Annotated in this window: 25 protein-coding genes; all 25 read right to left on the minus strand. The window is 44.2% G+C overall.

Going from position 1 to position 22092, the window contains the following annotated elements; all coding sequences use genetic code 11:
• Window positions 1-104 precede the first annotated feature (104 nt).
• Window positions 105-1169, minus strand: coding sequence for a flagellar biosynthesis protein FlhB (gene flhB, locus VMW78_02295; protein HUV49839.1), 1065 nt, complete (start codon window positions 1167-1169; stop codon window positions 105-107).
• A 108-nt stretch (window positions 1170-1277) separates the two neighbouring features.
• Window positions 1278-2042: a flagellar biosynthetic protein FliR gene (fliR, locus tag VMW78_02300; GenBank protein ID HUV49840.1), complete on the minus strand. Its 765-nt coding sequence runs from the start codon at window positions 2040-2042 to the stop codon at window positions 1278-1280.
• 154 nt (window positions 2043-2196) lie between these two features.
• Complete coding sequence (fliQ, locus tag VMW78_02305; GenBank protein ID HUV49841.1) at window positions 2197-2466, minus strand: flagellar biosynthesis protein FliQ; 270 nt, start codon at window positions 2464-2466, stop codon at window positions 2197-2199.
• A gap of 11 nt (window positions 2467-2477) precedes the next feature.
• Window positions 2478-3212 (minus strand): flagellar type III secretion system pore protein FliP, encoded by a 735-nt coding sequence (gene fliP / locus VMW78_02310; protein ID HUV49842.1) that lies wholly within the window; start codon window positions 3210-3212, stop codon window positions 2478-2480.
• A gap of 108 nt (window positions 3213-3320) precedes the next feature.
• Entirely contained in the window at window positions 3321-3677 is a 357-nt protein-coding gene (locus tag VMW78_02315) for a flagellar biosynthetic protein FliO (protein ID HUV49843.1), read from the minus strand.
• A gap of 16 nt (window positions 3678-3693) precedes the next feature.
• Window positions 3694-4212, minus strand: a complete 519-nt coding sequence (gene fliN, locus VMW78_02320) for a flagellar motor switch protein FliN (GenBank protein ID HUV49844.1) — start codon at window positions 4210-4212, stop codon at window positions 3694-3696.
• A 1-nt stretch (window position 4213) separates the two neighbouring features.
• On the minus strand, window positions 4214-5203 hold the full coding sequence (gene fliM / locus VMW78_02325; protein HUV49845.1) for a flagellar motor switch protein FliM: 990 nt from the start codon (window positions 5201-5203) through the stop codon (window positions 4214-4216).
• Between the two features lie 39 nt (window positions 5204-5242).
• Window positions 5243-5737: a flagellar basal body-associated FliL family protein gene (locus tag VMW78_02330; protein ID HUV49846.1), complete on the minus strand. Its 495-nt coding sequence runs from the start codon at window positions 5735-5737 to the stop codon at window positions 5243-5245.
• A gap of 68 nt (window positions 5738-5805) precedes the next feature.
• A complete protein-coding gene (locus VMW78_02335) occupies window positions 5806-6540 on the minus strand; it encodes an OmpA family protein (GenBank protein HUV49847.1) in 735 nt (244 codons plus the stop codon).
• On the minus strand, window positions 6524-7222 hold the full coding sequence (locus tag VMW78_02340; protein HUV49848.1) for an OmpA family protein: 699 nt from the start codon (window positions 7220-7222) through the stop codon (window positions 6524-6526). The genes VMW78_02335 and VMW78_02340 overlap by 17 nt, the downstream gene beginning before the upstream one ends.
• A 113-nt stretch (window positions 7223-7335) precedes the next feature.
• Window positions 7336-8097 (minus strand): MotA/TolQ/ExbB proton channel family protein, encoded by a 762-nt coding sequence (locus VMW78_02345; protein ID HUV49849.1) that lies wholly within the window; start codon window positions 8095-8097, stop codon window positions 7336-7338.
• A gap of 484 nt (window positions 8098-8581) precedes the next feature.
• Window positions 8582-10411, minus strand: coding sequence for a flagellar hook-basal body complex protein (locus VMW78_02350; GenBank protein ID HUV49850.1), 1830 nt, complete (start codon window positions 10409-10411; stop codon window positions 8582-8584).
• Window positions 10412-10416: 5 nt separating this feature from the next.
• Window positions 10417-10806 (minus strand): four helix bundle protein, encoded by a 390-nt coding sequence (locus tag VMW78_02355; GenBank protein ID HUV49851.1) that lies wholly within the window; start codon window positions 10804-10806, stop codon window positions 10417-10419.
• Window positions 10807-10876: 70 nt separating this feature from the next.
• Window positions 10877-11524 (minus strand): flagellar hook capping FlgD N-terminal domain-containing protein, encoded by a 648-nt coding sequence (locus VMW78_02360; protein ID HUV49852.1) that lies wholly within the window; start codon window positions 11522-11524, stop codon window positions 10877-10879.
• A 113-nt stretch (window positions 11525-11637) separates the two neighbouring features.
• Window positions 11638-13290, minus strand: a complete 1653-nt coding sequence (locus VMW78_02365) for a flagellar hook-length control protein FliK (GenBank protein ID HUV49853.1) — start codon at window positions 13288-13290, stop codon at window positions 11638-11640.
• A gap of 354 nt (window positions 13291-13644) precedes the next feature.
• Complete coding sequence (locus tag VMW78_02370; GenBank protein ID HUV49854.1) at window positions 13645-14238, minus strand: hypothetical protein; 594 nt, start codon at window positions 14236-14238, stop codon at window positions 13645-13647.
• Entirely contained in the window at window positions 14213-14677 is a 465-nt protein-coding gene (fliJ, locus tag VMW78_02375) for a flagellar export protein FliJ (GenBank protein HUV49855.1), read from the minus strand. The genes VMW78_02370 and fliJ overlap by 26 nt, the downstream gene beginning before the upstream one ends.
• A 41-nt stretch (window positions 14678-14718) precedes the next feature.
• Window positions 14719-16026, minus strand: a complete 1308-nt coding sequence (gene fliI, locus VMW78_02380) for a flagellar protein export ATPase FliI (protein ID HUV49856.1) — start codon at window positions 16024-16026, stop codon at window positions 14719-14721.
• A 62-nt stretch (window positions 16027-16088) separates the two neighbouring features.
• Entirely contained in the window at window positions 16089-16829 is a 741-nt protein-coding gene (locus VMW78_02385) for a FliH/SctL family protein (protein ID HUV49857.1), read from the minus strand.
• The gene (gene fliG, locus VMW78_02390; protein HUV49858.1) at window positions 16807-17814 is read right to left on the minus strand and encodes a flagellar motor switch protein FliG; all 1008 of its coding nucleotides are present in this window, start codon (window positions 17812-17814) and stop codon (window positions 16807-16809) included. Before fliG ends, VMW78_02385 begins: the two co-directional genes overlap by 23 nt.
• Before the next feature lie 11 nt (window positions 17815-17825).
• The gene (gene fliF / locus VMW78_02395) at window positions 17826-19412 is read right to left on the minus strand and encodes a flagellar basal-body MS-ring/collar protein FliF (GenBank protein ID HUV49859.1); all 1587 of its coding nucleotides are present in this window, start codon (window positions 19410-19412) and stop codon (window positions 17826-17828) included.
• Between the two features lie 7 nt (window positions 19413-19419).
• Complete coding sequence (gene fliE, locus VMW78_02400) at window positions 19420-19722, minus strand: flagellar hook-basal body complex protein FliE (protein ID HUV49860.1); 303 nt, start codon at window positions 19720-19722, stop codon at window positions 19420-19422.
• A gap of 100 nt (window positions 19723-19822) precedes the next feature.
• Window positions 19823-20236, minus strand: a complete 414-nt coding sequence (gene flgC, locus VMW78_02405) for a flagellar basal body rod protein FlgC (protein HUV49861.1) — start codon at window positions 20234-20236, stop codon at window positions 19823-19825.
• A 1-nt stretch (window position 20237) separates the two neighbouring features.
• Window positions 20238-20579 (minus strand): flagellar basal body rod protein FlgB, encoded by a 342-nt coding sequence (gene flgB, locus VMW78_02410; protein HUV49862.1) that lies wholly within the window; start codon window positions 20577-20579, stop codon window positions 20238-20240.
• Between the two features lie 79 nt (window positions 20580-20658).
• Window positions 20659-22047 (minus strand): sigma-54 dependent transcriptional regulator, encoded by a 1389-nt coding sequence (locus VMW78_02415; GenBank protein HUV49863.1) that lies wholly within the window; start codon window positions 22045-22047, stop codon window positions 20659-20661.
• Window positions 22048-22092: the final 45 nt, after the last annotated feature.

Consider the following 22092-nt stretch of genomic DNA (forward strand, 5'->3'; position numbering starts at 1 on the left):
TTTACGGTTCAAGGTTCAGGGTTTAGGGTTCAAGGTTCAGGGTTACTGGTTGTTGGTTCTCTGATATCTAATCTTCTCACCTTCTCACCCTCCGACCTCTAACCTCAACGACTCTTCATGCTGTAAACAAATGCCAGTACTTCAGCAACCGCCCTGTACAAATTTGCCGGTATCATCTCATCCACCTCCACCTTCTTATACAATACTCGTGCCAGAGGCTTGTTATCAACAATGGGCACATTGTTTTTCCTGGCAATATCTTTTATATTCTCAGCTATGAAACCAGCCCCTTTAGCAACCACCTTCGGCGCAGACGTGCTTGTCTGATCATAGCTAAGCGCCACGGCAAGATGGGTGGGATTGGTTATAACCACATCCGCTTCAGGAACGCTTGCCATCATTCTTTTTCTGGCCGCATCTCTCTGAAGACGCTTTATTTTTGCCTTTACGAGGGGATCTCCTTCTGCCTGCCTGAATTCATCTTTTACCTCCTGTTTTGACATTTTAAGATTTTTTTCATATTCCCACTTCTGATAAATATAATCTAAAACAGCAAGAATTATAAGCACAAGGCAAACTCTGAGAATAATCTTGAAGGCAACCCAGCCGATGTAAATCAATATTCCCCACACGCTCTGGTCCGGCAACGGAATAAAATTCTCTATTTCCCCCTTGATAGTCACATAAGCAACAAAACCGACTATTGAAATCTTAAATATACTTTTTGCCAGTTCCACAAGGGACCTGATTGAAAACAGTTTCTGGAATCCCTTAATCGGATCAATCTTTGACAGTTTCGGCTGCACCGATTCTGCGGAAAGCACAAAACCCACCTGCATGTAATTGGCAAGCAACGCCATGGAAAATGCAGTCGTAAGAAGAGGGAAAAGCATGGCAAAAATCTTATACACAAGGTTGGTTGAAAGATGCTGAATATTATCGCAATTAACATGGAATTCACCTGCCTGGGCGAGCGACCACCTTGTAAAAGCCATCATTTTTTCGACTAAAGCGGAAGAACCAAACCAGAAGAAGACCAGACACGCCAGCAGAACCGCCACAGATGCAACCTCCCGGCTTTTTGCAACCTGGCCCTGCTTTCTCGCCTTTTCCCGTTTCTTGGGAGTAGCCCGCTCTGTCCTTTCCTGATCTTTATTCTGTTCAGCCATAATTTTTAGTTGTCAGGGGTCGGGGATCAGGTTTCACGGGTAACTCGTTCCCGCGCTCCCCCGATCCCTGACCCCCGACCATTCCCTGACGCTTGTGTCAAAAAATCCTCACATTAAATGGAAAAGCAGGTTCAGCTTGTCTCCAAAATCCAGGAAAATACTGCCCACCATTCTTGCAAAAACGGGAAGAGCAAGTCCGATACATATAAGCCCCACAGCTATTTTCAAAGGAAATCCAACGATAAGTATATTAATCTGGGGAACGGTCCTGGCAATCAATCCAAAACCGATACTTATCATCAAAAGCATGGCGATAACCGGAGCTCCTGTCTTAATCGCAACGATAAAAATATCTTTTGAAAACTCAACCATTGCCTGCATTAATTTTCCTGAAAAATGAAAACCCAGGACAGGAACAATTCTGTAACTTTCAGCAATAGCGTATAAAAAGAGATGGTGACCATCAACAGCAAGAAATACCAGCATGGCAAGCAGATATTGAAGTTCAGCTATAATTGAAACCTGCGCGCTGGTTATTGGATCAAACACATTTACAATGGCAAAACCCATTTGAAAGCCTGCAAGCTGTCCTGCAAGCTGCACTCCGGCAAAGACCAGTCTGCCCACCAACCCTATAGTAACGCCAATCATAACTTCCCCGGCCATTCCCAATGCCAACGATAGAATATCAGGAGACAAGATATGGAGTTTAACAAAGGGGAAGAGGAGAAATACTATCATCAGAGACAGCCCGCCTTTTACCCTGACAGGGACAGTCGTGTTCCCTAAAATAGGCATGGTTGCTATAATCGAAGTCACCCTGAGAAGTATAAAAATAAACGTCTCAACCTGTTCTGCGGTTATTTGCGGCATATTCATGATTCAAAAGCAGAAGGTAAGAAGATGAAAAAATTAGTAAAGAGCTCAAAAACAAAACTTCTCACCCTCTTCCTTTCTGCTCTTCCTACCCTCCTACCCTCTCACCCTCTCACCCTCTCACCCTCTCACCTCCTAATCCCTTAATCCCTCACTTTATATACATCGGTATGGATTGAAAGAGTTTCTGTGTATAAGTAACCATAAGGTTGATCATCCATGGGAGCGCAATAATGAGGCCCACCATAACGGCAACTATTTTAGGAACAAATGTCAATGTCATTTCCTGAATCTGAGTTACTGCCTGAAAGATGCTGACAATAAGGCCTACAGCAAGGCCCACTGTAAGCATGGGGGCTGCAAGCAGCAAGGTAACCTTTATGGCTTCGGCGGCCAGCCCAATAATCATATCAACAGTCATGCGCACCTCTCCTAAACAAAACTTTGAACCAGTGAACCGATTACTAAATTCCACCCGTCAACCAGCACAAAAAGGAGTAGTTTGAACGGCAGGCTTATCATTACAGGTGGAAGCATCATCATTCCCATTGATAAAAGCACGCTGGCAATGACCATGTCCAGTATCAAAAAAGGAAGATAGATCATAAACCCGATTTGAAAAGCCGTCTTTAATTCACTGATTACAAAGGCCGGCATTAATACGGGAAGTTTGATCTCATCGGGGTTTTTAGGCCTTTCCTCTCTTGAAATCTTGACAAAAAGGGCAATATCTTTTTCTCTGGCCTGTTTTAACATAAATTCCTTTATGGGCTGCGTTGCCAGGTCAAAGGCCCTTTCTGCCGATATCTCTTCATTAATATACGGCTGCAGCGCCCGCGAATTTATATCATTCCAGACCGGTGTCATGATAAAAAAGGTCAGGAAAAGAGCTAATCCAATGATAATCTGGTTTGCAGGCATCTGCTGCGTGCCAAGAGCATGTCTTAGAAGGGAAAGGACGACAACAATTCGAGTGAACGAAGTCAACATTACAAGTATTGCCGGGGCAAGAGAAAGTATTGTAAGAAGAAGCAGCAGTTGAATAACTACCGCTACCCTGCCTGGTTCATCACCACCGTCCCCGACATTCAAACTTATCGAGGGAACGGAAAATGATTGTCCCAACGAAGAGCCTGCAAAAAAAACAAGTCCCAAAATTACCAGGATGCATATAAGATATTTCCGGGTATCAAATCTTGATGGTCTCGTAAAAAGTGTCAATTTATGACCTCGTTGAGTCGTTAAGTAACTGTTTACGGTTATGTGGTTTATCCGTCACTTCAACAATCTCTTCAAATAATCAGAAAAAGAGGCGCTTTTGCCTTTCTGCTCTTGAATATCTTTCAGTTGTTCAAGCGATTCAGAATCCACAATCTCCGTCAACAGGGATATCTTGCTGCTCGAAACGCCGATCACCATAATGTTGCCCAGCACATCAATAAGCATTATACTGCTCTTGGTCCCCAGGTATTTAGCAGATAAAATCTTTATCAATTCTCTGCCATTGATCCCCCCTTCTCCCTTTTTCATGATTTTTTTAAACAGATACGCGGCAACAATCATAATCCCCACCGTAACGGCAAGGGCAGATATTATTTTCAAAAGAGAGGGAAACAATTCCAGTGAATTCATGGCGCTCCTCAAATAATTACTTCAAGGTATTAAGTCTCTCGGCAGGGGAAACGATGTCCGTCAATCTAACCCCGAACTTCTCATTAACCACAACCACTTCACCCATGGCAACCAATCGATTGTTGATAAAAACATCCATCGGCTCTCCTGCAAATTTCGTCAACTCTATAACCGAACTCTGGCCTAACTGAAGAAGCTCACTTATCAACATCCTTCCTCTGCCCAGCTCAACAGTCACTGTGAGGGGTATATCCAGAATAAAATCCAGATCCAGCTCTGATTTTTTTGTTTTACCCTGTTTTATTTCCTCGAACCTGACGTTACTAACCTCTTTTTTCTCAACCGGTTTTTTCTTAACCGGCTTTTCTTCAACCGGCTTTTCTTCAACTGGCTTTTCTTCAACTGGCTTTTCTTCAACCGGCTTTTCTTCAACCGGCTTGACAGATGCCTTCATCTCCTCCTGAACATCGTCCCCGCCGATTTCTTTATCGTTTTTTGTTTCTTTTACTTCTTCCGCCGACTCATTCTGTTCCATATCAATACACCTCTTCCCCAATCATAAGTTTTGTCACCTCTATCGCACGGTTACCTTTATAAAGCCCTGGCTGTCCCTTAAACTTAAGGATATTTTCCACATAAACATCCAGACTATCGCTGCAATATTGATCCAGAGATATAACATCCCCCTTTTTCAGGCTTACAACTTCTCTTCCGCTCAGCTCCGTTCTGCCCAGCTCAACAGTGAGGTTTACATTTACGCGTCTAAGACCCTTCTCAAAGCTGTTCGTCCATTCTTTATCAGCCACAAATGTTTCTTCCTGATAACCTGCCTGTAATTTTTTACTGATCGGCTCTATCATTAAATAAGGTATGCAAAAATTAATTTTGCCCGAAGAAAAACCCAGGTCAACTTCAAATTGCATAACAAGCACAACGTCAGTAGCCGCTACAAGCTGTACAAACTGTGGATTTGTTTCCGCTCTCTGATAGACGACATCAAGTTGTATAATTGTTTTCCACACCTCTTTAAAATCAGACAGTGCGTTTAATACAATCTTCTTTATCAGATTGTTTTCTATGATTGTAAACTCCCTTCCCTCAATTTTAACCGTTTCCCGTCCGGATCCACCGAAGATAATATCAACCAGAGCAAATATAACTCGCGATTCAATAATAAAAAGTGAAACCCCTTTTAATGGATTCATTTTAAAGAGATTAAGACTCGCAGGCACTGGAATTGTTTTCATAAATTCTTCATACTTGGCCATATGCACCGATAAAGTGTTAACAGTGACAATCTTTTTCAACACCGACGACAGGGTTGTTCTGAACATTCTGGCAAATCTTTCAGCTGTCGTCTCCAGGGCCGGCATCCTTCCTTTTACAATTCTTTCCTGGCCGGTTAAATCATATGGATGGACTTTTGACGGATCATGGTCTTCTTCTTGCTGCTTTGTCTCAACCTCACCTTCTGATACCCCCTTTAAAAGGGCATCCACCTCTTCCTGTGACAGTATCTGGGACATCTAAGTTGTCTCCTTACTCCTTAATCCTTCTTAATCCATCTATTGTATAAGAAATTCGGTAAAATAGACCCTTCTGACCTGACCTTTAGTAAGATGACTATTCAGACGCATGGCGATCTCGTCTTTAAGACGCTGTTTCCCCTCAAAGCCTGCGATCTCCTTATAGCTTTTTGATGAAAGGAGACCAAGAATGCTGTCTGTAATTTTTGGTTTTAACAGGTCCAGCTCCAACACAGCATCCTGATTAGACACCTCGATCTGGATCACAGCCTTTAAGTACCTTTCACCGTTATCATCCATTAAATTTATGACCAGACTGCCCATTGACCAAACACCCGGTTCCTGAACGGTCTGTCCGACACTTGCTTTTTCTGAACCGGAAAGATGGGTCTTATAGTATGTCCACCCGGCAAAACCTGCTGCCGCTAAAATCACTACCCCCAAAAACACTACAATCCATTTAATAATCGATTTCTTGCCTTTTTTTGGTTCTTTTTCTTCGAGCTCCGCTTCTTCCTTTTCTTCTTCAACCATTAGCACACCCTCCTCAACCTTTTTTGCAGTAGTTCAGCCACAAAGACGCTAAAATTGTGGCTGACCTGTTACTCTTCCTTTAATGCTAAAATAACCTCCACCCTCCTGTTGATATCCCTGTTGTGATCGCTCACATTCGGTAAAAGAGGTTTTGAATCACCATAGCCTGCTGCAGAGAGTCTTTCCGGGAGAATGCCGCCCTGGGAAATGAAATATTTGATAACATTCACGGCCCGGGCGGTTGACAGTTCCCAGTTCGACGGAAACCCAGGAGTGTTTATCGGAATATCATCCGTATGTCCCTCTACCCTTATCAGGCTGTCGGTTTTTTGAAAAATAGAACAAAGTGATTTAAGGGCAGGCCGATTTTTTTCTTCAATTTCGGCCGTACCTGCCTCAAATAACAGCTTTTCAACCAGGGTAACGCGAACCCCCTCTTTTATCACCTTTGCCATAGCCATGCCTTCAGGAACAGCAGAAGCTCCCTCTCCGGTCGTTCCTGCGGTCATTCCGGCTGCTTTGTTTACACGCTCGGCCAATTCTCTCTTTTTTTTCTCAAACATCATGGCCTTATTTCTTATAGGAATAACAAATGGGGTAAAAACCTTCACATCCTCTTTTTTTAGTTTCGGCGTATCAAATACAGCATTCATGGAACCAGATAAGGCTGCCAGTTTAGATTTATCCATTTCTGAAAGCGAAAGCACTAAAACCAGAAATGTAAGCAGCAGTGTCACCATATCATTAAAGGTTAAAAGCCACGCCCCTCCTTTATCTTCCGGTTTTTTAGATCTGCTTTTCAAAATAAAATTCAACCCTCCGGTTTTTCTGTCTGCCTTCAGATGTATCATTTGATTCAACAGGATGATATTGACTGAACCCGACTGCGGACAGTCTATCCTCTGAAAATTCTCCTTTCTCAAGAAGATACCGCAGGATATTAACAGCACGGGTTGTTGACAGTTCCCAGTTCGACGGGAACTCGGGGGTGTTTATCGGAACGCTATCAGTATGGCCTTCCACCCTTACGGTAAAAGGGTTGTTTCTCACTATCTTTATTATCTCATCAAAATAGGAATAAGCCTCTTTATTTATTTCAGCAGCTCCTGATGAAAACAATACATTGCTTCCAAAAATAATCCTGAACCCTTTCCTGGTTTTTTCTATGCTGATCGATTTATCCAGGCCTGTCTGTCGAAAATATACTTCCAGGGATTTCATGGCCGGCATGGCAAATTCATTTTGATCTCCCAAAATATCCGGCGAGAGATTCAGGGTGTCACTGCCTTTATAGGACTCAGCGTTTTCCGGGGACGACACATCTTGTTTTAGAAAGTTTTTTATTTTATCATGCCTGACACTTGAATACGACACAAGCATGGCAAAAAGAGCCACTATAATCAGCACAAGAGAACAGTATATCATCTCCCAGCCCGCAGCCTGAGTCTCTTTTTTCTTATTGCTCTTTCCTGGTTCCTCTTCCATATCTAAAATATTAATAATTTCGCCACTAAGACACTAAGTTTATAATATAATTTGTCAATCATATCCACCCTTTGTGCCTTTGTCCCTTTGTGTCTTACTGGCCAAACTGCCACCTAAAACACAGATTTTCTCTGCCCAGGCGCTATGAACGAATGGAGCTTATCTTCCAGAACCCTTGGATTGTCTCCCGCCTGGATAGAGAGGATGCCGCTTATCATCAGCTGCTTTTGCATAAGTTCACTGTTGCTTCGCCTCTTCAGTTTGCCGGCGGCAGGCAGGAAAACCAGATTTGCCAGGATTACGCCATAAAAGGTGGTTACAAGGGCAACAGCCATGGCCGGTCCTATGGAGGAGGGATCATCCATCTGCACCAGCATCTTTATCAATCCTATCAGGGTTCCCACCATTCCCATGGCAGGCGCAAAATTCCCCATGGTTGTAAACATCTCCGCTCCCAGGCTGTGCCTCTCGGAAATGTATTCAAGTTCCGTATTAAGAATTCTGGAAAGGGTAACCGGTTCAACGCCATCTATCATCAACGTTACCCCTTTGGCAAAGAAGGGATCTTTAATATCTGCCATTTTGTCCTCAAGGCCCAGTATCCCGTCGCGTCTGGCAATCTTTGACATATCCAGCAGCATTTCTATCATTTTCTCTGTTTTCAGTTTCTGCCGGAAAAATACACGCTTTGCCACCTTTGCCACCCCAAGTATATCTGCGATGGGATAGTTGATAAGTACGGCGCCGAAAGTCCCGCCTGCAACAATCATTATGGAAGGAAGATTTACAAACCAAGACGCTCCGCCACCCATCATTACGGCGCCGCCCACAAGGCCAAACCCTACTATAATTCCTAAAATAGTTGATATATCCATATGGGACTTTGGAAAAGCAAAGAGTGTGCCAAGAGGATCAGGGATCAGGGATCAGGGATCAGGGATTAGGGATCGGGGGTCGGGGGTCGGGGGTCGGGGGTCGGGGGTCGGGGTTAACAGTTTACGGTTATCGGTTTACAGTTAACAGTTGATTAAAGGAAATAGTGTAAACCGTAAACCGTGTGGTCAAAGGTCGAGACCTTTGCATAACTGCTGTTTTAGTCATTGCAAGGAGCGACACGACGAAGTAATCTCGTGGATTATCAATATGTTATAAGATTGCTTCGCTTCGCTCGCAATGACAATATTGGTGTTTTGCAAAGGTCTCAGGTCGAGGGTGAAAGACGTAATAGCCCCTGATCCCTGATCCCTGAACAGAAAGGGTTTTTGACGGGTCGTCAGAAATTTGACATATAACCGCCCAGGTTGTCAGGTTCACGGTTCTCTAACCTTGAACCGTGAACCCTTCGAATCTAATTAATTTTTATCTCTTGATGTTCATCAGCTCGGCCATCATCTGGTCGGTTACGGTAACGATCTTTGCGCTGGCCTGATATGCCCTTTGCGCTGTAATCATATTGATGAATTCCGTCGCGATATCGGTATTTGACATCTCAAGCGAGTTCGGGCTGATATCTCCCATACCCGCTGATCCGGCCTTATTGACTACGGCAGTTCCCGAATCCACGGTTGTGCCGAAAAGATTCTTCCCCATCCGTTTCAGACCTGATGTATTGGGAAAGTCTGCCAAAACGACCTGGGCGATATCGGATGTCTGACCATTGGTAAAAAAACCGCTGATTGTGCCATCCGCTATCACGGAAATGCTCTTCAATGAACCGGAGGAATATCCGTCATGAACCAGTGCCCTTACCACGGATGTGCTCGCATATCCGGTTAAGGCCTCCGCTGTCGTACCGACCAGATCCCATGCTACCACACCTGCGGTTCCAATGGTCGCGCCTGGAATGATGGGCATCGTCAGACTGATGTCGACAGGGGCTACCTCTGTCTGGACGATTGCATACTCAATCGTGTTACCCGCGGCCCACGTACCTGTCAGGGCAAGTGTGACGTCGGCGACTCCGGCGCCATCAAAATCAAGCGTAATCGAGGTATCCGAAGACGCGAGTACCGCTACATTCGTATAGCCGTCCTTGTCGCTTACCGCCCAGGTGCCGGCGGTTGCTCCCCTCGTCAATACAAGAGTGCCGTCCTGATACAACTGGCCCTCATTATTTATCGTATCTGTCACAGCGCCGTTCATGGTGGCGTGAGTGGTTACCGCAGCCGCAGCAGAAGTGGTTGCGAGAGTGAGTGTTACTGTAATTACGTCGCCTTCATACCAGGTACCACTGGGAAGGGCCACGGTAAGATCAGTAGAACCAACAGTGTCATCAAGATCAACTGTTATTTGAGCATCACTGGAAGCAACGACCGCAACGTTAGCGTAACCCAAGACATTTGCCGCTGTCCATGTGCCGGCAACCGCACCTCTTGTCAGTGTAATTGACCCGTCAGCGGTTATTGCGGCTGGAATATTTTCCGTTACATCCGCAGTCACAACACCGCTACTCGTATTATCGGTAATAGTATCAGTGCCGGTCGAGCTGTACACATACTCAAGAACACCATCTGTATCAAATTTAACGCCCGAATAGTTCTGCCCTGTAGCGACAACGTTGTCGAGATAGGCATTGAAACCCCAGCATCCATCTTCTTCTGTTTTTTGAAAAGTCACTTTGAGTGCGTGGATACCGCCGAGAGAATCGTAAGCCGTCTGGGATGCGTTAAAGGTTTCCCCGTCAACCGCCTCAGCATTGAGATTTGCGCCGACACCGATTGAAGTTGTGGCGGCCGGGGTGGACTGTACGTTGGCAAGAGAAATGTCCAATGGCGTATAAGGATCGGCTCCGGTAAGGTTATAACCCTGCACCTTATAACCATTGACGTCAACAAGATAACCCTGATTATCGAGATGAAATGCGCCGGCCCTGGTGTAGTACTCTCCCCCTTCGGCATCCTGGACTATGAAAAAACCGTCGCCGTCAACAGCAAGATCAGTGGCATTTGACGTTGTCTCGAATGATCCCGAAGAAAATTGTGTAGTTATACCAGTTACGTCCACGCCACGTCCAACCTGCATACCGCCTCCAGATCCACCTGATACGCTTTGACTTAAAATATCGCCGAAATGTATTTTCCCGGCCTTGAACCCGGTTGTGTTGACATTGGCTATGTTGTTACCGATAACGTCCAACTGCTTGCTGCTTGATGCCAGGCCTGAAATACCGGCAAATAATGAACTTCCCATTTTTCTTACCTCCCTTTTTGTTGTAACCGTTCACGGTTGTCGGTTAACGGTTTTTTCAATGAACCATGCAAGGATTGAAGAGTTTTGGATATTGATTTCAAGTCTTGAATTAATTCCTTTGCATCTAAATCAGAAAATATATTAAGCTCTCGTGAAATATAAATCTGCGCTCTCAGATCCACAGCCGATTTTTGTGCAATATTTATAAACCGCTGGAAATCCGGAATACTCTTTCTTTCGCTTCCTTCCGCGATACTTGATGGAATAGATATAGATGAGCGCAACATTTGATCTTTCATTGCATAATCACGGCAATCTCTTAATAATTTATAAAGACGTACCGATAACCTGCAAGATTTTGCCCGAACTTCTAAATCTTCAAAAGAGGTCCCCATAATTCTCCTCTACCTTCTGTTTTTTTCAACCCTGAACCGATAAATACAAACCGTGAATGGTTACCTTTTGTTAAGCCTCTGGTTCATTCACAGAAATTACATCCCCAAAAGAAATATCCTGCCCGTTAACAAAGAGAACGGGAGACCCTTCCTCAAAAGAAATACCGGTTACCCTCCCTTTTATCCTTGTATAAGAGGTCACAGCATCTCCGCTGGAATCATTTGCGGACACTTCGAATGTATAATTGCCGGGCGCAACACCGCTGCAATCCCAGGCAACTGAATTTTCCCCCTCTTGTTGAGCTCCTAATTCGAGAGTATCCACAAGTGTGCCGTTTTCATTATAAATTCTGATTGAAACTTCAGCCGGTTCCGACAAATTATAAGCAAGGTCGGCAGAGGCTCCATCTACTTTAACAGCATCGCCTCTCGCGGTTATTTCCTTGCCTATAAAACTTACCGATTGGGAATTATTTAACGAGGACTGATAAAGACCCAGGGTTTCCAGCTGAGTATTCATATTGCTCAACTGTTCAAGGCTGGAAAACTGAGCAAGCTGCGCTGTAAAATCCGTGCCATCAAGCGGATTGAGAGGATCCTGATGTTGAAGCTGGGCTATCATCATTTTCAGAAAATCATCCTTTCCCATCGTGCTCGTACTCTTTTCAAGAATCTGCAAACTTCCGCTGCTGCCGATTATACCGTCTATGCCTGTCATTTCATACCCTCCTTAACTTTTTTTGCAATAATTCAGCCTCAAAGACACTAATGTTATAGTATAATTTGTCAATCATATTCATCTGTTGTTCCTTTGTGGCTGAACGGTTACATTTACGCAAACAAACTGATACGCTCGCCACTCCGGAAGCGCGGGTTTTCTTCCTCAAGCAATGTTGGGTCATGATTCACAAAATCTTGCCCACCTCCCTGGTCTTCCTGGTTCCCTTCCCGTTTTCCGCCTTCTCTAAATAATGTTTCGTTTTGCCCTGATCTATAATCAGCGCCATAATTAGCGCCATCCGATTTTTCCTGAACAGACACATTTATGGTATCAACGATCAATCCGTGATTACGAAGAGAGCTTTTGAGACTTTCCATATTTGACTGCAATATCTGCCTAACATCATTATTTTCCGGCTGAAGCATAACATGCACTTTATTATCCCTGACAAGCACATCCACATTCAGTGTGCCCAGACGGGGTGGATTGAGCGTAAGTCTCACCCTTCCAGGCCTTTTTACGCTGGATGCAATCTGATTGATCAAAGCCCGTGGTTCTATGGCGCGACTGTTCACGCTCTCATTAACGGACGACGATCTGCCGGATGCATGAAAAGTCGCATTATGATATCCATTGGCGGAAAAACCACTGCCGGATGAACGCTCCGGTATTGGAATTCCTTTGTGAAGAATCTCTGTTTTATGATCGGGGAATTCCTTAACTCCTGTTTTTTTATGCTCGGCAGCAGCCTCTTCAACATTAAGGCCCAAATGTTTCAGTGAATTCCCGATGTCATTTCTGTGGCCGCTCTTTACAAGTGTAAAAGATTTTTTTTCTGTTTTGTCAGGCTCTGCAACGCTCTTTCCTTCCACAACAGCCGCATTCTTCAAACCGGATTTCAAAAGTCCGGGGGCATTCTCCATTTTTGCCCTCTGTTCTTTATTCTTTGTCCTCTGACCGCTGACCAGGGCGTTGTTTATTCCGCCTCCGCTCTCCTTAAAGTCAACACCTTTAGAAACAGCAACCGCGCCCTTTACTGTCCTGAAATTTTCTCCAACAGGATCAGCAACTCTTGCTCCCATGCTTTTCTTAAAAGCCGCATCCTTTCCGGCAACTACTCCGATTATCCCTGACTTCGGCAGCCCTGATTCAATGCTTTGCTTATTCAATCCAGATTTCAGCGAGCCCCTGGCATCTCCGGTCAAGGCATGGTTTATTCCGGCCTCGCTCTTCTTAGGGCCACTGCTCACCTGCAGATTTTTAACTTTCCCCCGGGTCTGCTTTTGGACATCTCTCTTCGACAGCAAATCAATCTTACCGGAAAATGATCTGTTTATTTTTGTCCTCTTGCCTTTTGACGCATTCATAAAGGGATTGATATCCATCGTTGCTTCGCCCTTCAGAATGGCACCGTGTGAACTTTCCGCAATGCCCTTGCCTTTAACCAGTAGCGATCGATTCGTTTTTTCGGTCTTATCCTTCCCAGCGCCCATGATATTATTATCCGAATCTATATTAAAGGTATTGCATCGCCTGGTCGCATTACCTTTATCGGAACGCCCCCCAATCTTCCCTTTGTCAGGGCGGACATTAAGTGGAGCTTTCTCCGTCTTTTGTGTCGTTGTACGGCATGCGTTCCCCATTACACAGGCAAACGGCATCATCTGCTCCGGTTCCTTACCGGCCTTCCCTTTCTGCAATTTTTCAGATGAACCAGGAAGACCGACGTCCTGTTGTAAATTCACCAAATTTAATTCTGTCATTATTGAATCACCAATTCCCTTTAATGCTAAACTTGCAATAAGTTCTATAAGTTAGACTGTTTTATTATTGATCACCACGAAGGACACTAAGGATTTTTTTCTTTATCTTCGCTCACTTCATGCTCTTCGTGGTAAAAACCTCGCAGTGTGCGTCTCCGGGTTTTCTTAAGTTAATGGCATTAATCAATGCCTTACAAAAGTATAAGAGCAAAAGGCATGCCACACCTTGGGCCTTGAGGATTATGTATAATATCGGTGTGTTATGAAAATAGCTTGGGATGGAAACTTGGGGCGGGGCAAATATTGCCCGTTGACTTGAAAAAAATGCCGACTCTCAAATACTTTCCTGCTTAACTACTCGGCCGGTTTCGCCTGCATGGTTATGGCTCTGGTTATCTCTACAGATCTGGCTGGACTTACATACCCTAATATCGCTCCGGCGCTTTTGCTTTTCATGTTCATAATTATAGCCGCGGCTGTCTTGATATCCAGTTTTTCCAACATGGAACCGGCCCGGGCAGGAGGAGTAGATTCATAAACCTTTGCTATATTCTTGTATTTAATATTATTTCTTTCCTCAACCATTTCAAGAAGCCCTGTCAATCTCTTCTCTAACTCCTGCAAGCTGTTGATTTTGGAAAGTATTTCATCTTTTAACAAATTTAATCTTCTTTCTTCAGACTGTAAAAAGTTTTCCCGGTCATCAAGCGCCTTTTGCTTCTCTAACAATGAAGATAGAAGCTTCCTTTCTCCTGACAGGCTGTCCTCGTTTATGTCCCTCGCCATAGGTTCAAAACCAGCCTTAACCGGCGAATCCGCTGCTGCCTTGTTTACAGTCAGAAGAGAGTTTGCGGTTTCTGAATTTTTTATTATTCCTACGACAGCTGCAATCTTTAGCAGAACAATAAACAATATCAAAAGGTTACAGGCAATTATCAACTTCTTCAATTTTCACGCTCCTGCCGAATTTTAAAAGCCAGGACTCATCCAGCTCTTTCTGTTCCCTGACGATCAAAGACAACCTGTATTCTCCCAGTTTTTTTTCTTTAATAATTTCCAGGATTCTTCTCTTTCTTGAAGCATCAACAAGCTTTATTCTTTTCTCTTCCAGCTCCTTTCCAATCTGACAGACAATCTCTTCCCTGTGATTTTCCTCATCCTTAATGTGACTGATATAAGAAAGATAAATTGAAGCATCAGCCGCGCTCAGCTTTGTCTCGCCCATCTTTTTCAACCGGGAGATCAAATCCGCCCTCTCTCTTCTCAGCTTTTTCAATGTTTCTTTCTCAGAATAGAGGTTCCTTTTTCTATCTGCAAATTCAAGCATCAGCTGTTCTTCTACCAGTTTTCTGTGTTTTAATACCGGCTGTAATCTGAAATTAAACATATAGTAACCGTTCAGAGGTTCAGGGTTCAGGGATCCCTTCTCTAGTCAAAAAGAGCAAAAAGTTGTTCTTCGCTCTCTTTAAAACTGATCTTTTCGTTAATATCCTGTCTTAAAAATGAATTTACCTTGCCTATCATTCTTATTGCATTGTCTATTTCCGGATTGCTTCCTTCCACGTAAGCGCCTATATTAATCAAATCTTCAGCCTTCCTGTAGGTTGATACAATATTTAAAACATCGTTTGCCATCTTTCGATGTTTATCATTTACAATATCTATCATCAACCTGCTGATGCTCTCCAGGACATCTATTGCGGGATAGTGATTACTTGCAGCCAGGCTGCGGGTAAGAGTTATGTGACCATCCAGAATTGACCTGGCCGCATCGGCGATCGGTTCATTAAAATCGTCGCCTTCCACCAAAACCGTATAAAGGCTTGTTATGCTTCCGCTTTCTTCTATGTTCCCCGCTCTTTCCAGCAACTTCGGCATAAGGCTGAAGACCGATGGTGTATAACCTTTTGCGGTTGGAGGTTCTCCGACAGATAGACCGACTTCTCTCTGCGCCATTGCAAATCTGGTAAGCGAATCGACCATAAGGAGAACGTCCTTTCCCTGGTCCCTGAAATATTCCGATATTGTTGTCGCCACATACGCCGCCCTCATCCTGATCAGAGGATGCATGTCCGATGTTGCCACAACAACCACGGATCTGGACAGCCCTTCTTTGCCAAGTTTATTTTCAATAAATTCACGAACTTCTCTTCCTCTTTCACCGACGAGTCCGATTACATTGATATCAGCGCCTGTATTTCTGGCAATCATTCCAAGGAGAAAGCTCTTACCAACCCCTGAACCTGAAAATATCCCCATCCTCTGACCTGTGCCGCAACTGAACAACCCATTCATGGTCCTGATCCCAAGGTCTATCGGTTCTGTTATCCTGCCTCTTTTAAGAGGATTGATCGGCTCGGCATAAATAGGATATTCGCCTTCCGATTCTATTGGCCCCCTGCCATCAATAGGATTTCCCAGACCATCAATGACCCTTCCGAGAAGATTACAACCTATTTTTACATTCGACTTTTTTCCCGTAGAGAGAATCCTGCAGCCAGGCCCGACACCATCAAGGTTTCCAAAAGGCATTAAAAGAACCTTTTCTTCCATGAAGCCCACAACTTCCGCGCTGATTATCCTGTTATTGCCGTCAGGATAAATCCGGCACATCTCGCCTATGGAAGTTTTAGGATTATAGCCTTTCACCAGAAGACCAATAACCCCGCTTACCTTTCCATAAACACTGAAGGGGTTTGTACCCTTGACTGCTCTATGATATTTCTCAAAATTCATTTATTTAGGCTGGAGGCTGAAGGCTGAAGGCTGAAGGTCTTCTCCCCCTTCAGTCTAACAGCCTAAGAGCCTATCAACGACTCCCTGATTTTATTTAACTGCTGATCCAGCCTGGCATCAACTACCCCTGAATGCGTCTCTATCACAGCCCCGCCCTGACCGATTTCTTCATCCTTCTCAATTAATATATCGCCGAAACTATCGAGAAAATCGGGCTTTGCCTCTGTTATGTAACGGTGGTCTTCGGGATTCAGCCGGATACTGACCCCCTCCTTCTTATGTATATTTCTCATCGCATCTTTAAGGACGGATACTACAACTTCCCTGCCGACGCTCACTTCCTTATGTATAACACTGCCGGCTATTGAAAAAACAAGGTCGATTATTTCCTTTTCAGAGCCTTCCATAAATTCCTGCTTCAGCGCCTTTAATTCTCCGATCAATTTCGCAACAGATTCTGCGGCAAGAGCCAATTCTCTCTTTTCCCGATCCTTGCCCTCTATTATCCCTTTTGAAAATCCTCTGTCATAGGCTTCTTTTACCGCAATTTTTATTCTTTCCTCTATCTGTTCCCCGGGCTGTTTCCAAGGGTCTTCACTCTCGGAACCGACATCCATGTTATTCCCACGGATATTAAAACCTGTTTCACTTCCCGGAATATGACATATACCCCGAACAAAGATAGCCCGGGCTTTTTCCCTCGAACCTCCCCGCTTGTGCCTCGCAGTGGCAGACTGGTCTGCAAGTTTAATGTCCTGCGCCTTGATAACCTTTTTGGAATCAGACAAATACATCCTCTTCATGCCCCGCTGCTATTGTTATCTTCTCTTCATCTTCAAGTTTCTTTGCGGTCTCAATAATCATTTTCTGGCTTTTTTCAACCTCTGACAGTCTTCTTGGGGGCATAACCTCTATATCCTCCCTGAGCATCCCGGCGGCGCGCTTTGACATGTTTTTAAAAATCTTTTCTCTCATTTCACTGTCAATTATTTTAAGAGAACAGGCTAAAGCTTCACGATCTACAGCTTCAAGCAATATTCTCATACTCCTGTCATCCAATTTGAAAATATCATCAAAAGTAAACATAAGGTTTCTGATCTCGCCCGCTAAATCCGCGTTTGTCTTTTCAAGCGATTCTAAAATCCTGTTTTCATTTGATCGGCTCATCCTGTTTAAAATCTCTGCAATCATCTTGACTCCGCCGATTTGCTCTCCACTATCTCTTTCTGCAACCATTTCCGATTCAAGCGTTCTGGCCATATCCTCCATAAACTCACGCGGGACGCTTCCCAGTGTCGCTATCCTCCTTGCAATGTCTTCTTGCTTTTCAGGGGAAAATTGTTCCATAATCTCAGATGTCTGTTCCGGTCTCAGGTGCGCCAGTAAAAGAGCTGTGGTCTGGGGATGCTCCATCTTTATGGAATCAATTAATATCTGTGTGTCTGTATTTCTCAAATTTTCAATTATCGGACTCTCCATTAAAAAGCTGCCGTCTTCGATTATTTTTATGAGTTCTTTCCCCTTAACGTCTCCCAAAGCTTTTAATACAATATTTTCGACAACGCTGCCTCGAACCGACATGATTCGGTTCCCTTTTTCCTCGGCAAGCGAGCAAAATTCCCTGGCAACACTTCCTACATCTTCATTAGCTATCCCGCTTAAACCGCTCATACATTTCCCGACACGTCTGATCTCATCCGGTGCGAGATTTCTCATTACCTCTGCTGCCGCATCTTCGCTCAAAGACAAAAGGAGCACCGCCGCCTTTTCTTCCTTTGACATACCCATGCAATTCTCCTTTATTTAAGCCAGTTTCTCAATAACTCTGCAAATTTCTGAGCATCCCGACCAGCTAAATTCCTAACAGCATCCAAGCCTCTGAGACTTTCATCATCTTCCAGATCTACTCCAATCTCCACCAGAGGAGACCTTCCGCCCTTCGGGCCGGCCAGACCGTCGGCAGCAGCCGGCAATCCCTTTGCGCCAACACCCCCGATCCTGTCCTTAGTCATAATGAATTTGATTAAAGGACGCAGAATAAAAAATAAAACAAATATCAGGGCAATTAACGAAACAAAGTATTTTATGAACGAAACAATCAAGTGTGATTTAGTCGTCCAGAAACCCTCCTCAACAAACCCGGTTTCTAATTCAACCTTACCGAAAGGGATGCTGGTTACCACTATCAGATCGCCCCGTTGAACATCAAAACCAACCGACCTTTTAACAAGGTCTTCCATATCCTCTATCTCTTTTTTCGATCTTGGCTGAAACTCTTCAACCCCTTTATCGTTTTTGTTGTAAACACCATCTACCAGCACAGCTATTGACAATTTTTCCACTTCGCCCACAGGCATTACAGTCTTGCTGATAACCCGGTTTATTTCATAATTGACTATTTCATCTGTTTTTTCATGATCCGTACCATAGGATTTAGCGCTCTGTCCACTGGTGGGGCTGAAAGTGCTTTCTCCTCCGATAGGCGCGCTCGACTTTTCGCTCCTGCGGTGCAGGCTCCTTACAACAGGTTCTTCAGGATCGTAGGATTCCTCTGTTTTCTCCATAACTCTAAAATCAAGAACAGCGGAAACCTTTGCCACGACCTTTCCTTGTCCCACCACCTTTTCCAGCATGGATTGGATTCTGTTCGCCAAATTCTTTTCTATATTTCTCTGAAATTCTATTTGCGAATCTGTCTGCTTCGATAATTCAGACCCGCCTCTGGCCGTTGACAGGATATTTCCCCCACTATCAACTACCATTACCTCTTCCGAGCTGAGCCCTTCCACGCTACCTGCCACAAGGGAGGCTATACCTTCTATCTGAGATGCCCGCAGCTTCCTGCCTGTTTTTATTTTTATAATAACTGAAGCAGTCGGTTTTGCCTGTTTTTCAACAAAAAGTGATTTCTGAGGTATTACAATATGAACTCTGCTGTGTTGGATCTCATCCAGACCGTTGATTGTGCGTGACAATTCCCCCTGAAGCGCTCTTTGATAATTCAGCTGCTGTACAAAATCGGTAACCCCGAAATTCTTGTTGTCAAATATTTCAAACCCCACACCCCCGCCCTTGGGCAGCCCGGAAGCAGCCAGGCTGAGCCTTAATTCAGAAACATATTCGGCTGGGATTAATATGGAATCGCCTGCAGAAGATACCTTATAGGGAATCTTTTTTTCCTGCAATACAGCGACAATCTCCCCTGCGTCCTCAACAGAAAGCCTGGAATAAAGCGTCTTGTATTCTTTCTGATTCACGAAGACTACAAACGCCCCGATACTGATTAAAGTAATAACGACGACAACAAGAACAGATAATCTTTTCGATGGGGTTAACGATTTAAAGGTTTTCCCTAACTGCACAAAAAATTGAAGTATTGAATCCATATATTCCCTACACCTGCATCCGCATGACTTCCTGATAGGCTTCTAATATCTTGTTCCTTACCTGCATCATTGTTCTGAAAGAAATATTTGCCTTTTCCAGTGCAATCATTGCCTCATGAATACTGCCTGAATCACTGAGCTCTACCTTTGCAATAGCCTCATCAGCATCTAATTGAAGTTTATTGATCTCCCCGATCTTGCCCTTTAAAACATTGCTAAAAGAGCCCTCGTTTCCACCGGCCTTACCGCTTTCTCCCGCAGTATTTGAGATCGGGGGCATCAAATCGCCCCGAATCAGCATATTATTCATTTTTAAACGCCTCCCTGCACATATTGTGAAGGTTCAAGGTTCACCGTTCAGGGTTGTTTTTTTGTTAACCTTCACTAACCTTGAACCCTGAACCGGTTATCTATTTACCAAGTTCCAACGCCTTCAACGCCATATTTTTTGTTGCATCGAATGCGGTAACGCAAGCCTCATACGCCCTGTTTGCGGTAATCATGTCTGCCATTTCAGCGACCGTGTTGATGTCAGGCATGGCCACAATGCCCTCTGAGTCCGCGTCAGGATGGGCAGGATCAAAGACCATCTTTATGCTCTCTTTATCTTCCACAACATCTTCCACTTTTACCTTTTGCAAAATATCATCAAAACCGCCTTTTAGCGGTTCAGAAGAAAAAACAACGGTTTTTCTTCTATACGCCCCACCCTCCGGCGTACGCGTTGTATTAATATTGGCAAGATTTGATATAACAACATCCATCTTTGCCCTCTGGGCCGCAAGCCCGGACGCACAAATGCTAAAAGCCGGCATGAATTCCATATTATCTTGTCTCCTTTAAAACAGTATCCAAGCTCCTGAACTTTCTTACCAGCAGCTCTACGCTAAGATTATGCATAAGATTATTTTCCGCCAGTTTTGCCATTTCAGTGTCAAGGTTGACCCTTTCACCGGAATCGATTACCTCAAAATCGGCTTTATCAAGCCTTACCCCATCTTTACTGCTGATAAGGGTTTCCAGCTCCTCCTTGAAAACAATATCCTTGGGCCTGTAGTTTGGAGTATCTATATTTGCGATGTTTGAGGCTATCACCTTATGCCTCTCCGATCGAAAATCCAAAACAGCAGACAACATTTCTATGGTTTTACCAAATAACGCATCCATAATAACACCCCTTTATGCTGTTTAATGGTATTATTTTTATGCAATACTCATACCGAAAACCTTGCATACCCCCATTTTTTCATGATTTTATGGAGGTTTTTTGCTCATCCATCTTATATTCATTGAGTTTATTACGGATAGTCCGCACACTTACGCCCAGGACCTCTGATGCCCTGGTCCTGTTTCCTTCCGCCTTTTCCAGAGTTTTAAATATAAGTCTTTTTTCCATCTCCTTTAACGTGGTGTCTTCCGAGGCGACCGATTCTAACGATGCTTCCGAAGATCGGCTGTGCATCTCGCCTTCTTTTTCCAGATAAAGATGTTCGGGCAGAATCCTATCTCCGCCGGCCAGCAACACCGCTCTTTCAATCACATTTTCAAGCTCCCTTACATTGCCCGGCCACTTATAATTTTCAAGTGCCTGCGCAACTTCCTTTGATAACGTGGGCCTGGGCGTCCTGCCGAGCCGGCTGTACTTTTCCAGAAAATACTCACAGAGTAACGGCACATCACACATTCTTTCCCTCAGGGGAGGAATCCTCACAGGTATAACATTCAAGCGGTAATAGAGATCTTCCCGAAACTTTTTATCCTTAATATATTTTTTTAAATCTGCATTTGTTGTGGCGATTATTCTAACATCTACAGGCACAGATGCCTTGCCTCCCAGCCTGTCGACTTCAGATTCCTGTATAACCCGAAGGAGCTTTGCCTGAAGCTGAACATCCATTTCACTGATTTCATCCAGCAGCAATGTCCCGCCGGCAGCCAATTCGAATTTCCCAAGCCTCATTCTGGACGCGCCGGTAAATGCGCCCTTTTCATATCCAAACATTTCGCTCTCAAGAAGATTATGAGGGATAGCCGCACAATTTACCGCCACAAACGGCATATTCGCCCTGCTGCTGTTAAGGTGTATATACCGGGCGATTAGTTCCTTACCCGTACCGCTTTCCCCTTGTACCAGAACACTTGATTTGCTTTTTGATACACCCTTCAGCAACTCCAGAAGGGCAAGCATCCTTTTGTCCCCTGTAATAATTGTTTTTTCCCTGGACAAGCAGCCCTTTAAATCATGTTTTGATCCACCGCCCCTCCCGTTTTTTTCACCCACCACTTTTTCAACAAGAGACTCCAGATGATCTATTGAAAAGGGTTTCATAATGAAATCTGCGGCCCCTTCTTTCATAGCTTCAACTGCGGTATCGACCGTACCGTAAGCTGTTATGACAATAACGGGAGTTTTAGAGGAAACCTTTTTAATGCCACGCAGGACATCCATGCCGCCTATCCCGGGCATCCGCATGTCTGTAATAACGACTTCAAATTTATCCTCCTGAAATTTTTCAAGGGCATCAGCGCCACTCCCCGAAACTTCGACTTTATATCCGCAACTCTCCAAGGATTCGGAAAGAGCAATCCTCATTGAGGGCTCATCGTCAACAACCAAGATCGTTTTTGTTTTCATAGTTTCTCATAATTGATGAACTCGTAAAAAGTCAAAAAGTTCTCT

The organism is Anaerolineae bacterium (assembly GCA_035529315.1).
Lineage (GTDB): Bacteria > Desulfobacterota > Desulfobacteria > Desulfobacterales > ETH-SRB1 > Desulfaltia.

Excerpts from the sequence above, each read along its gene's own strand:
- VMW78_02345 (HUV49849.1), bottom strand. The coding sequence starts at position 8,097 with ATGGATATATCAACTATTTTAGGAATTATAGTAGGGTTTGGCCTTGTG.
- VMW78_02350 (HUV49850.1), bottom strand. The coding sequence starts at position 10,411 with ATGGGAAGTTCATTATTTGCCGGTATTTCAGGCCTGGCATCAAGCAGC.
- VMW78_02415 (HUV49863.1), bottom strand. The coding sequence starts at position 22,047 with ATGAAAACAAAAACGATCTTGGTTGTTGACGATGAGCCCTCAATGAGG.
- fliR (HUV49840.1), bottom strand. The coding sequence starts at position 2,042 with ATGCCGCAAATAACCGCAGAACAGGTTGAGACGTTTATTTTTATACTT.
- VMW78_02340 (HUV49848.1), bottom strand. The coding sequence starts at position 7,222 with ATGGAAGAGGAACCAGGAAAGAGCAATAAGAAAAAAGAGACTCAGGCT.
- VMW78_02360 (HUV49852.1), bottom strand. The coding sequence starts at position 11,524 with ATGACAGGCATAGACGGTATAATCGGCAGCAGCGGAAGTTTGCAGATT.
- flgC (HUV49861.1), bottom strand. The coding sequence starts at position 20,236 with ATGGAATTCATGCCGGCTTTTAGCATTTGTGCGTCCGGGCTTGCGGCC.
- VMW78_02385 (HUV49857.1), bottom strand. The coding sequence starts at position 16,829 with ATGAAGAGGATGTATTTGTCTGATTCCAAAAAGGTTATCAAGGCGCAG.
- fliQ (HUV49841.1), bottom strand. The coding sequence starts at position 2,466 with ATGACTGTTGATATGATTATTGGGCTGGCCGCCGAAGCCATAAAGGTT.
- VMW78_02355 (HUV49851.1), bottom strand. The coding sequence starts at position 10,806 with ATGGGGACCTCTTTTGAAGATTTAGAAGTTCGGGCAAAATCTTGCAGG.
- VMW78_02365 (HUV49853.1), bottom strand. The coding sequence starts at position 13,290 with ATGACAGAATTAAATTTGGTGAATTTACAACAGGACGTCGGTCTTCCT.
- fliI (HUV49856.1), bottom strand. The coding sequence starts at position 16,026 with ATGAATTTTGAGAAATATCATAGAGCAGTCAAGGGTACAAACCCCTTC.
- fliN (HUV49844.1), bottom strand. The coding sequence starts at position 4,212 with ATGGAACAGAATGAGTCGGCGGAAGAAGTAAAAGAAACAAAAAACGAT.
- flgB (HUV49862.1), bottom strand. The coding sequence starts at position 20,579 with ATGGATGCGTTATTTGGTAAAACCATAGAAATGTTGTCTGCTGTTTTG.
- fliF (HUV49859.1), bottom strand. The coding sequence starts at position 19,412 with ATGGATTCAATACTTCAATTTTTTGTGCAGTTAGGGAAAACCTTTAAA.
- fliG (HUV49858.1), bottom strand. The coding sequence starts at position 17,814 with ATGGGTATGTCAAAGGAAGAAAAGGCGGCGGTGCTCCTTTTGTCTTTG.
- flhB (HUV49839.1), bottom strand. The coding sequence starts at position 1,169 with ATGGCTGAACAGAATAAAGATCAGGAAAGGACAGAGCGGGCTACTCCC.
- fliJ (HUV49855.1), bottom strand. The coding sequence starts at position 14,677 with ATGTTTAATTTCAGATTACAGCCGGTATTAAAACACAGAAAACTGGTA.
- fliE (HUV49860.1), bottom strand. The coding sequence starts at position 19,722 with ATGAATAATATGCTGATTCGGGGCGATTTGATGCCCCCGATCTCAAAT.
- VMW78_02315 (HUV49843.1), bottom strand. The coding sequence starts at position 3,677 with ATGAATTCACTGGAATTGTTTCCCTCTCTTTTGAAAATAATATCTGCC.
- VMW78_02330 (HUV49846.1), bottom strand. The coding sequence starts at position 5,737 with ATGGTTGAAGAAGAAAAGGAAGAAGCGGAGCTCGAAGAAAAAGAACCA.
- fliM (HUV49845.1), bottom strand. The coding sequence starts at position 5,203 with ATGTCCCAGATACTGTCACAGGAAGAGGTGGATGCCCTTTTAAAGGGG.